The following is a 13,906-nucleotide window of genomic DNA, read 5'->3' on the forward strand; positions in this document are numbered from 1 at the left end:
CCGAACGGCCCTACGTTCACGTCTGGTCGGCCCATGCCTTGACTCTCTCGCAGGTGTCACCTTGCTGACTGTGACGACGCCGAGGAGGTGCGGTCCCATGCACGCGGCAGAGCCCAGGCAGCAACTGTTGTGGCGGTGGCGGAGCAATCCGCTGCGTCGGCGCGAGGACCTCGTGGAGGCATGGATCATCTTGGCCGTATGGACGGTCATCGCACTGGGCGGCGCGTTCGTGGGCGTGGTGACGGCTCGTGCCGCCGATGAGTCCTTCACCCGGCTACGCGAAGGACGGCATGCGGTCCGTGCCGTGCTCGTCGAGAACACCGCCGGGGTCGTGCCGACGGACGAGGACCCGTACGGAGGCCATGTCCGGGCGAAGGTCCGCTGGACGGCGTCGGACGGTTCCATACACACCGGCCGAGCCTCGGTGGACTCCGGGCGCAGGGCCGGATCCAAGGTGCTGGTCTGGATGGACAGCAGAGGACGGCTCACGACGGAGCCGCCAACTGCCGCTGAGGCAGCCGCTCAGGCCGGCTTGCTGGGCGCCGGGGCCGGGCTCTTCTTCGGTGGCGTGACGTTCGCCGCCGGGCGCGTCGTCCAGTGGCGGCTCGACCGGCGTCGCTACGACCAATGGGGCCGGGAATGGGACCAGATCGGGCCGCAGTGGGGGCGCAGGGCCACGTGATCCGGCCCTCACCACGGTCCTGCTCGCCACAGGTTTCCTTCGCTGACGCCGCGCCGCTGATCCCGCCCGAGTCAGGGGGCGCCGGAGAATGCGGGGCCGGACGGCCACCCAGGAGGGGACCAAACGCCCCTGGCAGCCCGAACCGGCAAGGCATGTGCTGGGCGTGTAGGCCGACGCCCGCCGAAATGGGAGGCCGCGATGACGTGGAATAGGTCCTTCACCGAGCCCAGCCGGACCCGTACGGAGTGCGGACGCACCATCGCCGTGTCCCGCTTCGACGCCGAGGAGCTGCCGGCCGGATCGGGGCGCGTGATTCTCGACATCCCACGCGAGCCGTACGACGACGGCCAGATCTGGGCGAGCCTGACACCGCGTGAAGCGCGGGATCTGGCCGGAACGTTGCTGGCACAGGCTGCCGCCGTCGAGCGCGCCGAGGCGCAGCGGCACGCGGAAGGCAGTGCTCGGGAATCCGCAGTTCGCCACCAGGTCGAAGTGGTCCATGTCCGGGGCGACGTCTACGGGGTCGAGGTCCGCGGGCACCATCTGGCCGTCGACCAGCCTGTCGACAGCGGCGGTTCGGACTCGGCACCCACCCCCGTGGAACTCTTCGTCGCCTCGCTCGCCACCTGCGTCGCCCACTACGCCGGCCGGTATCTGGACCGTCACGCGTTCCACCGCGACGGTCTGACCGTGGACGCCCGCTACACCATGGCCACAGACCGCCCGGCGCGCGTCGCCTCCGTGGCGCTCCGTGTGAACGCGCCGGGAGTGCCGCCCGAGCGCGTCGCCGGTCTGCTGGCCATGGTGCAGCACTGCACGGTCCACAACTCCCTTGAGCACCCGCCCGACGTCACGTTCGGCATCACCTCGGCGCTCTCCCCGTCACCGGAGGAAGGAGAACGACCGAAGTCGACGACAGCCGCCTCGTGGTCACTGCCGGTCGGCGCCGGGGCACAGGCCGTTCGGCCCTGCGAACCGGCGCCCGAGTCATGATGACGAGGTGCGGCGATCCTGGAGGATCTGATGGAAACCGAACCCAAGCCCTCGATCTGTTCACCACTGCTGCTGGACGGCGTCCTCCCGAGGTTCCGCTTCGCGCGTCTGGAGACCATGGCGATCGCGGCTTCGCCGGACACGGTCTTCGACGCCGCGCGCGGGCTGGATCTGCTCAGCGTCCATGCCCCGCTGTTCGACGCGGTGATGTGGGTGCGCGGGATGCCGGACAGGCTCTTTGACCGCACTCCGCCTCCGCTCCCGTCAATGCGGGTCGCCGATCTTTTCGACCTCGCCCGCAAGGGTGAGCAGCCTTGGCTGCCGCTGGGCGAGGTCCCCGGCCGCGAACTGGTCTTCGGCGCGGTCGGCAAGGTGTGGCGGCCTTCGATCGAGTGGCGGTGGATCTCACCGGAGGACTTCACGGCGTTCGACGAGCCGGGCTGGGCCAAGATGGCCGCCTCGTTCGTCGTTCATCCGTACGGGCAGCGGCGTGCCCTGCTGTCCTACGAGGCCCGCACGGCCTGCACCGACCCCGAGTCCACCGCGCGGTTCCTGCGGTACTGGACGCTGACCTCGAGCGGTGTCGGCATCGCGCTGCGGGCCACTCTCAGGGCGGTCAAAGCGGACGCCGAGCAGAGGTGAGCAGCTGATCAGCACGCGCATGAGGACCGTGCACCAGAGCATGTGCCGCCGTACGCGGGAAGGCGTAGAGGCCCCCGACGGCCCGACGGACGTGAGCGCCATCAGGTACCGAACGGGCCCTCAAACAGGGTCACTTGCCCCTCGATGACACAGGTCCCAGCGCGCTGTACTCAGTGGTAGGCACATCCGCGTTCCACCTCACGAAGGGAGAGGAACGTCATGGCCACATCTCGCAAGGTCCGCCGGCTCGCCCTGTGCGCCTCGGTGCTGACTCTCGGGCTGACGCTGCCGACGACCGCGAACGGCAGTCCCGCGGACACCACGTCCACCGCCACCGCGATCACCCCGTCCGGCCGCAGCGGTGACCCGCAGTCCGCCGTCGACCACGTCGCCGACTTCTACGGCACGTACATCGACGCGCTCTACGATTCCGGCCGCGGCCGGTTGACCGACGCCCTGCGCCGCCACTACCTGACCGCTGACGCGCGGCACAGTCTGGCTCGCTGGGAGGCCGCACACCACAAGGACGGGGTGCTGCGCGCCAACGGGGTCCCGGCGCGGTGGACGGTCGTCTACAACGACAGCGGTATGGGGCACTGCTGGACCCGCGTCACCCTCACCTGGAAGGACCCGGGGCACGACACCCGCCACACGCATCTGATGGTCCAGTCCGACCTGGCGACACGGCTCATCTCCGGCATCCGCGCCGGGGAGTGACCCTGCGCCACGGCTGAGGCGTCCAGGCTTCCCCCGCGGCACATGCGAGACGGAGACTGGCAGAGGGGAAGGACACGGTGCCGGAACCGAGGAATTCCATGAACCGCTTCACCACGGCAGGACCGCTCCGCCGGCTCCTCACCGCGGCCCTGCGTCCGCGGACCGAACCGGCTCTGCTGGTCGTCACGGTCGCGGCCCTGACGGCCGGTGGCATCGCCTGGTCCGTCGGCGCGCCGGACATCGCCGACTGGTGCTGGGGCCTGGGCACCCTGGCTGCCATCGCGCCTGCGGTGGCCTGGGTCTTGGATGCGTTGCGGCAAGGGCGCGCCGGAGTGGACCTGATCGCGGTGCTGGCGCTCAGTGGCACCCTGGCCGTGCGCGAGTACCTCGCCGGGGCCTTGATCGCGCTGATGCTGGCGACCGGTCGCAGCCTCGAGGCCGCAGCCCGGCGGCGCGCCTCCCACGACCTGCGTGCGCTGGTGGAGCACGCGCCACGCTCCGCCCGACGCCGATCCGGCACCGAGGTGCACACCGTCCCGCTGGCCGACGTCGCGGTCGGTGACCTGCTTGTGGTGGGCCCCGGAGAAGTGGTCCCCGTCGACGGCCGAGTGGTCGGCGCGACAGCCGTTCTCGACGAATCGGTGCTCACCGGGGAGCCCTTGAACGTCGAGCGCAAGGCAGGTACCCAGGTGCGCAGCGGCGCGGTCAACGCGGGCAGCGCCTTCGACCTGCGGGCCACCGCCACCGAGCAGGACAGCACCTACTCCGAGATCGTGCGCCTGGCCCGGCAGGCCGGGGCGGACTCCGCTCCCGTGATCCGCCTGGCCGACCGCTACGCGGCCTGGTTCCTGCCGCTGACCGTCACGGTGGCGGGTCTTGCCTGGCTGGTGAGCGGTTCCGCGGTGCGGGCGGTTGCCGTCCTGGTGGTGGCCACCCCGTGCCCCCTGCTCCTCGCCGCGCCGGTCGCGATCGTCTCCGGCCTGTCCCGCGCCTCCCGCTGCGGCGTGGTGGTCCGTGACGGAGGGGCTCTGGAGAACCTCGGGCAAGCCCGCACACTGCTTCTGGACAAGACCGGCACCCTCACCAGTGGCCGCCCGCGCGCCCTCGACGTGGCCGCCGCCCCCGGCCAGAAGCCGACGGACGTCCTGCGGTGGGCCGCCTCGCTCGACCAGTTCTCCCCGCACGTCCTGGCGCACGCCATCGTCGACGCGGCCCGCGAGCGCGGACTGGACCTGTCGATGCCCACGGAGGTGACCGAGGAACCCGGCCGGGGCGCCATCGGCATCGTCGACGGGCATCGGATGTCCGTCGGCCGCTGCAGTGTCCGGGCCGACAGGCCGGCCTGGGCGCGCTCGGTCGACAACCGGGCGCTCCTCGACGGCGCGGCCGTCGCCTGGCTCAGCGTCGAAGGCCACCTCTGCGGCGCCGTCCTCCTGCGCGACCCGCTGCGCCACGACGCACCCCGGACCCTGCGCCGTCTGCGCGCGGCAGGCATCGAACGACTCGTGATGCTCACCGGCGACCGGGCCGGACCCGCCCGTGAGATCGCCGCCGTACTCGGCCTCGACGACGTGCGTGCCGAACTCGACCCGGCCGACAAGGTCGCCGCCGTGCGTGCCGAACGCGAACGCGCGGTCACCGTGATGGTGGGCGACGGCGTCAACGACGCCCCCGCACTCGCCGCCGCGGACATCGGTGTGGCCATGGGCGCACGCGGCTCCACGGCTTCCTCCGAAGCCGCCGACATCGTCTTGACCACCGACCGCGTGGACCGCCTTGCCGACGCCGTCGCCATCGCTGTGCGCTCCCGGCGCATCGCCGTGCAGAGCGCACTCGGCGGCATGCTGATGTCGCTCACCGCGATGGCCGCGGCCGCCCTCGGCCTGCTGCCCCCGGCGGTCGGCGCCCTGCTCCAGGAGGGCATCGACGCGGCGGTCATTCTCAACGCACTGCGCGCCCTGCGGGTCGACGAGGCCGCACGTCCCGTCCTCCCACCGGCTACCGAGGCCCTGATCCACAGGTTCGCGGCCGAACACGAGGATCTACGGCACGTCCTCGAGGCCGTACGCGACGCCGCCGACCGCCTCTCCGACAGTTCCGGCCCGAAGGCTCTCGCTGCGGTGAGCGAGGCACACAGGCTGCTGGTCGACCGGCTGTTGCCGCACGAGTACGCCGAAGAGCACCAGCTCTACCCCGCGCTCGCCCCCGCACTCGGCGGCCCCGAGTCGACCGCCACCATGAGCCGCGCCCACGCGGAGATCGAACGACTCGCCCGGCGCATCGCCCTCCACCTCAGCCTCACCGGAACCGACGGCCGACTGACCCCGGAGCAACTCGACGACCTGCGCGCCTGCCTCTACGGGCTGCACACGGTACTGCGCCTGCACTTCACGCAGGAGGAGGAGAACTACTTCTCGCTCGCCCCCTGATGAGGGTCCCGAAGAGCTGATGCCGTCACACGAGTTGCGGCACGATCACCACCGGGCATTCCGCGTGGTGCAGCAGAGTGTGACCCACGCGCCCGAGTTGGAGTCCGAAGTGGCCATGCCTGCGCCGAGCTCCGACGATCACGAGGTCCGCGGCGGCCGAGCGGTGCAGCAGCACCTTGCGGGCCGGCCCCTCGACCGTGGTGCGGCGTACCCGCACGGCCGGATGGTCCGCCGTCGCATCGTGGAGCACGGCATCGAGCAGGGCCGACGCCCGCTCCTCGTGGTGATGCTCGGGTTCCTCGGCCAGCAGGGGGTGGTCGGTGGTCTCGTGCGCGGGGCAGCGCCAGGCGCGTACGACGTCGAGCGTGCAGGTGCGTGCCTCGGCCTCGCGGAAGGCGAACCGTACCGACTCCGCACCCGCGGAAGGGTCGCCCGCGCCGAGGAGGATCCGTTCGTGTGTGCCCTCCAGCGCCGCCTTGCCGCCTCGGACCACGATCACCGGGCAGTGGGCACGGGCCGCCACCGTCAGACCGACCGAGCCGAGCAGCAGGCCCTTCAACTCGCCGCGGCCACGTGATCCCGTCACCAGAGCCGAGGCGTTGTGGCCTTCGCGCAGCAACGCGTCCACCGCCTCCTCGCGCACCACCTCGGCGGAGACCTTTACGCCAGGGTTGCGCCGTCGGGCGCGCTCCACCGCGGCTCCGACGATGTTCTCCGCCATGACGTGCGCGGAGGGCCGATCCAGGCTGCCCTGCAGCGCGATGCCTTCGTAGCGCTCCCAGAGGGACGCGTGCACCAGGCGCAGCGGCAGACCGTGCCGAGCCGCTTCGTCCACCGCCCAGTCGACCGCCAGGAGGCTCGCATCCGATCCGTCGACTCCCACGACCAAGGGCAGGTCCATCGTCCCCACCGCCTTTCGTCCCGTTGCGGAGATCGCGCAGCGAAGCGGGTTCCACGGTCATCGTCGCACCACCGGCTGAGCGGGAGTAGGGGCGGTTCGGCCCTTGTCAGGGACGTTCGGCACCTGCCGTCCCCGCTCCGGGAGGCAGAGGATGATCACGTGTCGCGGAAGGAGACCGGAAGGAAGACAGGAGCGGGAAGATGGCTGTCGCCCCCCGGATCGTGGTCATCGGTGTCGGAAACGAGTCCCGGCACGACGACGGGGTGGGGCGGGCCGTGATCGAGCGGATCAAGAAGCGCGCGACCAGCCGTCCTGGCCCCAGTTCACGGCCCCATTCGGGCGAGGGGAACCTCCTGCGGCCCGGCACCCTCCTTGAGACCTGCGACGGCGAGACGAGCTCGGGCACTGGTCTGTCCGATCCGGACGCGGCGCGGGTGGACGACGTGGCACACAGCATGCGGGAGGACATCGTGCGGTACCTCGGCGACACCGCGCGCGGTGCCCTGGAGGACGGGCCATGAGCGAGCGGATCACCCAGCACATCGAGGTCTTCGGCCGCGTCCAGGGCGTCGGCTTCCGGCCGTACGTGCACAGGACGGCGACCACGCTCGGCCTCGACGGATGGGTGTGCAACGTCAACGGGCACGTGGAACTCACCGCTTCCGGACGCCCCGATGCCCTGCACGACCTCGTCGCGAGAATCCGCGAGCAGGCACCGCCACTGGCCGCCGTCCGCCTCGTCCAGGTGACGGACGTGACGGACGTGCCGGACGACGGCACCCCCACCCACAGCGGCTTCACAGTGCGCTCCAGCCACACCGACGCATTGACCGCACCGCGCGAGATCCCACCCGACGCAGCCACCTGCGAAGCCTGTCTGCGCGAGCTGTTCGACCCCGCGGACCGCCGCTTCCGCTACCCGTTCATCAACTGCACCGACTGCGGCCCCCGGGCCACGGTGATCGAGGACCTGCCGTACGACCGCGAGCGCACCACCATGCGCCACTTCCCGTTGTGCCCCGCCTGCGCGGCCGAGTACGCGGATCCCGCCGACCGGCGTTTCCATGCCGAACCTCTGGCATGTCCCGTCTGCGGACCTCGACTCTTCTGGGGCGCTGTGACCGGCGAAGGCGCCCTGCGGGCCGCGGTGCGGACCGTCGCGGGCGGCGGCATCGTCGCGGTGAAGGGGCTCGGCGGGTACCAGTTGGTGTGCGATGCCACCGACCCGGTGGCGGTCGCCGAACTGCGGCACCGCAAGCGCAGGCCCGTGAAGCCGTTCGCCGTCATGGTGCCCGACCTCGCGGCCGCGCGGCGCCTGGCGCACATCGGCCGTACGGAGCATGCCGTGCTGATCTCGCCGCAGAGGCCCGTGGTGCTGCTCCGCGCACGCAGGCCGCGCCTTCCCGGGACACGCCCGCCGACGCGGCCGGAAGCACGCCTCGGTGACGCCGGCCACGCCGTCGGGCGGATCGACCCGAAGGTGCACCCCGGCACCGACCGGATCGGCCTCTTCCTCCCCACCACCGGACTGCATCACCTCCTCCTGCGCGAGCTGGACCGACCGCTCGTGGTCACCAGCGGCAATCTCGCCGATGAGCCCATCGCCACGGACGACGCCGAGGCCCTGCGGACGCTCGGGCCGGTCGCGGACGGCTTCCTGACCCACGATCGACCGATCCACGCCCGCTACGACGACTCCGTCGTCCAGACCACCCGCCGCCGCGTGCACATGCTCCGCCGGGCACGCGGATACGCCCCCGTCCCCCTTCAGCTCCCGAGCTCCTCCGAATCCCCCGTGGTGAGCGCCGGCGCCCAGCTCAAGCACACGTTCACGCTGGCCGAGCATGGCCGGGCCCATCTCGGTCCGCATACGGGGGACTTGGCCGACGCGGCGACATACGACGCCTTCCAGACCTCGTACGCGGATCTCACCCGCCTCACCGGGATCGCCCCGCGCGTGGTCGCCCACGATCTGCACCCCGGCTATCTGTCCACGCAATGGGCGCACGCCCAGCGCGTCGACCGCCGGATCGCCGTGCAGCATCACCACGCGCACGTCGCGGCGGTCGCGGCCGAGCACGGACTGGACGGGCCGTTCATCGGGATCGCCTACGACGGCCTCGGTCTCGGTGACGACGGCACCCTGTGGGGTGGCGAGATCCTGGTCGCCGACCTGACCGGCTACCGCCGCGTGGGGCGCTTCGCCCACGCGCCGCTGCCGGGCTCAGAGGCCGCCGTGCGCCACCCCGCCCGGATGGCACTGGGCTATCTGTACGGGACGGAGCCATTGGGCGTGCCCCGGACCGCGCCGTGGCTCACCCGGCCGTTCACCGACCGGCTGGACGCAGGCGAGGTGCGCGCGGTCCGCGCCATGGTGGAGCGCGGGGTGAACTCCCCGCACGCTTCGAGCGCGGGACGGCTGTTCGACGCCGCGGCAAGTCTGCTCGGCCTGGGGGACACGGTGTCGTACGAGGGGCAGGCAGCCATCGCCCTGGAGAACGCCGCGGGCACCGGCCGCGCGAGCGCGCTGCCCTGGCGGCTGACCCGGGCGGACGGGCTGTGGGTGTACGACCCCTCCCCCACCCTCACCGCCCTCCTCGAAGGACTCGCCGCCGGCACCGAAGTGCCCCGCCTCGCCGCCGCGTTCCACACCGCCGTCGCCGAGGTCACCGCAGCGATCGTGGAACGTGCCGTCACCGCCGGCGCCCCGCGCACCGTGTGCCTGGGTGGTGGCTGCTTCCAGAACCGACGCCTGCTGACCGAAGCGGGCCGCCTGCTGCGCGCTCAGGGACTACAGGTCCTGACCGGCAACGAGGTCCCCGTGAACGACGGCGGCATCAGTTATGGGCAGGCCGCGGTGGCGTCCGCCCTCCTCGCACCGCGAACCAGGAAAGGATGAGCGCGATGTGCCTGGGCATCCCCGGACGGATCCTCGACGTTCACGACAGCGCCGGTGTGCGGATGGGCATGGTCGACTTCGGCGGCGTACGACGCGAGGTGTGCCTCGCCTACACCCCGGAAGCGGGCATCGGCACGTACGTCATCGTCCACGTCGGTTTCGCCATCGCCGAGGTCGACGAGTCCGAGGCCGAGCGCACCCTCGACGTGCTGCGCGCCATGGCCGACGCGGTCGCGAGCGAACTGGGCGAGCCCCTCCCCGCGGCGGCGGAGGGCGTCTCCGCGGCCGACGGAAGAGGGCCGTTCGACACCTCACAGAAGCCGCTCGGTCCCTCCCCCCGAACTGCCGCTCAGGGCCACGGTGAGGCAGGAGGACGTCCAGGGAGGAAGTCATGACGGAACTCGCCGGCGGGCGCGACATCGTGGTCGGCATCGATGGCTCGGAGGCGTCCACGGCCGCCTTGCGCTGGGCCGCGTCACAGGCTCGGGCACTGTGCGCCGAAGTCGTCGCAGTGCACGCCTGGGAACCAAGTGCGAACAGGATCGCTCCCTACGCACCTCTGTCGGCGCTGCCCACGGCCACGGAGGAGCGTGACCAGGCCGCCCGCCTGCTCGCCTCGACGGTACGAGCGGTCTTCGGCCCGCGGATCGACGGCTCCGTACGTGCCGTTCTGGCCGAGGGACCACCGGCACGGGTGCTGCTGGAGCACGCGCGCGGGGCGCTCATGCTCGCTGTGGGTCGCACGGCCCACGGTGAGTACGAGGGCCCCTGGAACGGCTCCGTCGGCCGCGAGTGTCTGCGTCACGCGACGATCCCCGTGGTCGCGGTACCCGTCGCCGACCGGCCGGCGTCACCACTCCGGGCGGTGAAGGCGTCTCCTCTCACCCGAAGGGAACGTGCCGTGGAGGTGATGTCATGAACGTCCTGGTGGGGTACGCGACCGCGCACGGCTCCACTCGCGAGATCGCGGAGCGACTGGCCGCGGAGCTGAGCGAGGCCGGACTGACGGCCGAGGCGCGGGCCATGGAGACCGTGGACGACGCCGACGCGTACGGGGCGTTCGTACTCGGCAGTGCCGTTCACGGGCAGACCTGGCTGGCCGAGGCAAAGGACTTCCTTGGCACCAACGGAGACATACTCGGCCTGCGGCCCGTATGGATCTTCAGCGTCGGGATGCCGGACGCACTGCGTGGCCCGTGGAGGCGCATGGCCCCCAAGGAGATCCCAGTGATCGTCGAGAGTCTGCCGGGCGGCCTCTCCTACCGCGGTCACCGGCTGTTCTCCGGAGTCGTCTCACGGGACCAACTGCCGCGTACCGGACGTATCCTGTTCCGCCTGGTGGGCGGCCGTTTCGGCGACTACCGCGACTGGGACGCGATCGACGCATGGGCGTCCGGAATCGCCGAACAGCTGGCCCGCGGACAACGCCAGGCAGGCTACCGCTGACGGGCCGCGGCCATCCGTCGCGACTTCAGCGCCCTACGAGCATGCGAGGGTTCGCGGTGGCCGAACTGGACGGCGGCTCCTGAGTCGGCGGCTCCTGAGTCGGCGGCCTGCGTACGCGACGGCGCAGCAGCCGGACGGCAAGCGCGTCGAGCGCCGCGGCGAGGATGAACGTCACACCCATGGCCGCGACCAGCAGCACGGCGACAGTTCCCAGAACTCCGGCGTGAGAGTCGTACGCACGGTCCTCACTCCCTTCAGGCCGGTGCCGTTCCCTTCACTGTCAGTCAACTCCGAGACGACGCGCGGCTCATGAGCCGACCGGCTCGAACACAGGTCTGAGACGGCCCTTGCGCCGGCTGCATACGCCTTGCACACCTCTATCGCGTCCGCTTGACCAGGAATGCCACGGTGTCGGCCAGGGTGGTGAGTTCTGGGTAGTCGTCCTCGTCGATCCGCGCACCCGTGCGTTCGGAGAGGATCTCCACCAGGCTCAGAAAGTCGAGGGAGTCGAGTTCCAGTGCGTCGCGGAACTTGTCGTCCGGTCCGACGCCGTCGAAGTCGGCGTCCGGGACGATCTGCGTGATGGACTCCTTGACGACGGTCATCGCCTCCGAGCTGTTCAAGGGCTTCATCTGGCTCACCACTCCTCCGGTTTCTGCAACAGACGATCGACAGCCATGAGATACCGCGCACCGATCGCGCCGTCGCTCGCGCGGTGGTCGGCGGACAAGGTGGCGGTCACGACGGGTCGTACGCCGAGCATTCCGCCCGTGGCCGAGGGCCTCTCGGCAACCGCTCCGAAGCCGACCAGGGCCACCTGGGGTGGGTGAATGACGCCGAAGACGGACTCCACACCTTGGTCGCCCAGACTGGTGACGGTGAGCGTGGCACCGGACAGCTCGCTGCCGCGCAGGCGGCCTTGACGGGCCCTTTGGACCAGGTCCTTCAACGCGGCCATCAGTTCCTCCGGCTTCAACGTGTCGGCGTCGTGGATCACGGGTGTGAGCAGGCCCCCGTCCCGCAGCGAGACGGCTACACCGAGGTGCACGCCGGTACCGGGCACGAAGCCGCCGTCCTGCCAGAAGCCGTTGAGCTGCGGTACGTCACGGCCCGCGACGGCGGCCGCCTTGAGCAGCAGGGCCGCGGGAACGAGGCGCGCGCCCGGCGAGCGGCCGCGGTTGGCCCGGCGGAGCCACTCCGTGGCGGCCGCGAGGTCGATGGTGGTGGACAGGTAGTAGTGCGGGATCTCCCGTTTGGAGCGGCTCATGAGGTCGCCGATCGCCCGACGCATCGCGGCCGCGCGCTGCGCCTTGGCGTCCTCGTGCGGCTCGGCGGGCGTGGGCGGCCTTCGCTCCGGCCGCTTGGACTCCCCGTCCAAGGGATGCGCTGTCCCGGAGTGCTCGGATTCGCCTCGCAGGCGTACGGCTTCGCTCACGTCCACCGCCCGTACGGCGCCGCTCTCGCCGGAGCCGCGCAGCGCAGCCAGGTCGAGGCCGAGTTCATGGGCGAGCCGTCGCGCGTAGGGGGTGGCCCGCACTCGCGTCCCGGTAGCAGGGACAGCGTGTTCGATGTCGGCCCGGGTGATCCGGCCGCCGCGCCCGGTGCCGTGCACGGCGGTGAGATCGATGCCCATCTCCGCGGCGAGATGCCGGATGAGGGGCCCTGCCTCGACGACAGCAGACTTCGCCGTGGTCGAGGCCGACGCCTTCGCATGCGGCTTCGTGGAAGCGGCACCATCAGCAGCCGACGTCGGCACCGGCTCTGTCACCAGGACGGGGGGCGAGGGAGCCGGCTCAGGGATGGCGGGGGGTGGCTCCGGCACGGGCTCGGCCACGGTCGCGGCAGCGGGCTCCGCAGCCGGTGCGGCCATTGTCGCGGCAGCGGGCTCCGCAGCCGGTGCGGCCACCGGCTCGGCGTCCGGTCGCCCGACCCCCGCCCCGGCCCCGGGCGCCTCGATCAGCGCGAGCGGCGTCCCCACCGGCACCCGCGTTCCCGGTTCCACCAGCAGCCGCCCTACCGTCCCTGTCTCGAAGCACTCGACCTCGATCGCCGCCTTGTCGGTTTCCACGACGGCCACCACGTCGCCCTTGTGCACCGGGTCCCCCGGGTGCACGAGCCATTCCTGCAACAGCCCTTCGTCCATGTCCGCGCCGAGGGAGGGCATGGTGAACTCAGCCATCCGAACCCACCGCCCAACGTGCTGCGGCGACGATGTCCGCGACCTGGGGCAGCGCTGCTTCCTCCAGCTTGCGGGCGTAAGGGATGGGAACCTCGGCGCTGCACACGCGCTCGACAGGGGCGTCGAGATCGTAGAAGTTCCGCTCGGTGATGCGGGCTGAGATCTCCGCGGAGAGGCTGCCGCTGCGCCAGGCCTCGTCGATGACGACGGCGCGGTGCGTGCGGGCCGCCGAGCCGCAGATCGTCGCGTCGTCGAGCGGCCTCAGGACGCGCAGGTCCACCACCTCCGCGCTGATGCCGTGACCCGCCAGTTCGTCCGCTGCCCCGAGGGCCTTGTGCAGCGAACCGCCGTACGTGAGCAGGGAGATGTCCCTGCCGGTCCGGCGCACCACCGCACTGTCCAGGTCCACGGGACCCGCGTCCGCCGGCAGGTCGCCGGAGGCGTTGTAGAGGCCGCCGTACTCGAAGATCAGCACCGGGTCGGGATCGGCGAGGGCCGGGACCAGCATGTGCCGGGCGTCAACGATGGTCGCCGGGGCCAGGACCCTGAGGCCGGGGATGTGCGCGTACCAGCCCTCCAGGCTGTGCGAATGCTGGGCCGCCAACTGCCGTCCGGCGCCCGTGGTCATCCTGATCACGAGGGGGACGGGCAGCTGCCCGCCCGACATGTGCTGCAGCGTCGCGGCGTTGTTCAGGATCTGGTCGAGCGCCAGCAGGCTGAAGTTGACCGTCATGATCTCGACGATCGGCCGCATGCCCGCCAGGGCCGCTCCGATTCCGGCGCCGACGAACGCGGACTCCGAGAGCGGGGTGTCGCGGATGCGTTCGGGGCCGAACTCCTCCAGCAGGCCGAGGCTGACGCCGAAGCAACCGCCGTAGCGGCCGACGTCCTCGCCCATCAGGAAGACACGGTCGTCGGCGCGCAGGGCGTCCCGCAGAGCCTCACGCAGGGCTTCGCGATACGTCGTCTTGTGTTCGGCGGGGTCAGTGGTTCCTTTCACCTTCTCAGTCGCAGACAT

At 71.4% G+C, this 13,906-nt stretch carries 14 protein-coding genes; 10 read left to right on the forward strand and 4 right to left on the reverse strand.

What is annotated here, in order from left to right; all coding sequences use genetic code 11:
- Nucleotides 1-97 precede the first annotated feature (97 nt).
- The 5 genes from QBL25_RS00670 (at nt 98) to QBL25_RS00690 (ending at nt 5,463) form a co-directional block, all read left to right on the forward strand.
- Nucleotides 98-682, forward strand: coding sequence for a hypothetical protein (locus QBL25_RS00670; RefSeq protein ID WP_409054971.1), 585 nt, complete (start codon nt 98-100; stop codon nt 680-682).
- Between the two features lie 198 nt (nt 683-880).
- Entirely contained in the window at nt 881-1,675 is a 795-nt protein-coding gene (locus QBL25_RS00675; protein WP_409054972.1) for an OsmC family protein, read from the forward strand.
- A gap of 30 nt (nt 1,676-1,705) precedes the next feature.
- Nucleotides 1,706-2,317: a hypothetical protein gene (locus QBL25_RS00680; RefSeq protein WP_409054973.1), complete on the forward strand. Its 612-nt coding sequence runs from the start codon at nt 1,706-1,708 to the stop codon at nt 2,315-2,317.
- 219 nt (nt 2,318-2,536) lie between these two features.
- Entirely contained in the window at nt 2,537-3,034 is a 498-nt protein-coding gene (locus QBL25_RS00685) for a hypothetical protein (RefSeq protein ID WP_409054974.1), read from the forward strand.
- A 98-nt stretch (nt 3,035-3,132) separates the two neighbouring features.
- A complete protein-coding gene (locus QBL25_RS00690; protein WP_409054975.1) occupies nt 3,133-5,463 on the forward strand; it encodes a heavy metal translocating P-type ATPase in 2,331 nt (776 codons plus the stop codon).
- 25 nt (nt 5,464-5,488) lie between these two features.
- On the opposite strand, the gene QBL25_RS00695 is transcribed toward QBL25_RS00690, so the two are convergent.
- Nucleotides 5,489-6,364 carry a universal stress protein gene (locus QBL25_RS00695; RefSeq protein ID WP_409054976.1) on the reverse strand — a complete coding sequence of 292 codons (876 nt, stop codon included), beginning with the start codon at nt 6,362-6,364 and terminating at the stop codon, nt 5,489-5,491.
- A 200-nt stretch (nt 6,365-6,564) separates the two neighbouring features.
- Here QBL25_RS00695 and QBL25_RS00700 point away from each other — a divergent pair, with 200 nt between their 5' ends.
- Genes QBL25_RS00700 through QBL25_RS00720 form a run of 5 tightly spaced genes read left to right on the forward strand, consistent with a single transcriptional unit; the run spans nt 6,565 to nt 10,709 of the window.
- Complete coding sequence (locus QBL25_RS00700; RefSeq protein WP_409054977.1) at nt 6,565-6,885, forward strand: hypothetical protein; 321 nt, start codon at nt 6,565-6,567, stop codon at nt 6,883-6,885.
- Entirely contained in the window at nt 6,882-9,263 is a 2,382-nt protein-coding gene (locus QBL25_RS00705) for a carbamoyltransferase HypF (RefSeq protein ID WP_409054978.1), read from the forward strand. Before QBL25_RS00700 ends, QBL25_RS00705 begins: the two co-directional genes overlap by 4 nt.
- A gap of 5 nt (nt 9,264-9,268) precedes the next feature.
- A complete protein-coding gene (locus tag QBL25_RS00710; RefSeq protein ID WP_409054979.1) occupies nt 9,269-9,658 on the forward strand; it encodes a HypC/HybG/HupF family hydrogenase formation chaperone in 390 nt (129 codons plus the stop codon).
- Nucleotides 9,655-10,182, forward strand: a complete 528-nt coding sequence (locus tag QBL25_RS00715) for a universal stress protein (RefSeq protein WP_409054980.1) — start codon at nt 9,655-9,657, stop codon at nt 10,180-10,182. Before QBL25_RS00710 ends, QBL25_RS00715 begins: the two co-directional genes overlap by 4 nt.
- Nucleotides 10,179-10,709 (forward strand): flavodoxin domain-containing protein, encoded by a 531-nt coding sequence (locus QBL25_RS00720; RefSeq protein WP_409054981.1) that lies wholly within the window; start codon nt 10,179-10,181, stop codon nt 10,707-10,709. Before QBL25_RS00715 ends, QBL25_RS00720 begins: the two co-directional genes overlap by 4 nt.
- A 377-nt stretch (nt 10,710-11,086) precedes the next feature.
- Here the strand turns inward: QBL25_RS00720 and QBL25_RS00725 are convergent, their stop codons facing one another.
- The 3 genes from QBL25_RS00725 to QBL25_RS00735 are packed head-to-tail and all read right to left on the reverse strand — an operon-like array spanning nt 11,087 to nt 13,906.
- Nucleotides 11,087-11,341 carry an acyl carrier protein gene (locus tag QBL25_RS00725; RefSeq protein WP_409054982.1) on the reverse strand — a complete coding sequence of 85 codons (255 nt, stop codon included), beginning with the start codon at nt 11,339-11,341 and terminating at the stop codon, nt 11,087-11,089.
- 5 nt (nt 11,342-11,346) lie between these two features.
- A complete protein-coding gene (locus QBL25_RS00730) occupies nt 11,347-12,888 on the reverse strand; it encodes a dihydrolipoamide acetyltransferase family protein (RefSeq protein WP_409054983.1) in 1,542 nt (513 codons plus the stop codon).
- Nucleotides 12,881-13,906: an alpha-ketoacid dehydrogenase subunit beta gene (locus QBL25_RS00735; RefSeq protein ID WP_409054984.1), complete on the reverse strand. Its 1,026-nt coding sequence runs from the start codon at nt 13,904-13,906 to the stop codon at nt 12,881-12,883. Before QBL25_RS00735 ends, QBL25_RS00730 begins: the two co-directional genes overlap by 8 nt.

This window comes from Streptomyces sp. SYP-A7185 (assembly GCF_046103685.1).
Lineage (GTDB): Bacteria > Actinomycetota > Actinomycetes > Streptomycetales > Streptomycetaceae > Streptomyces.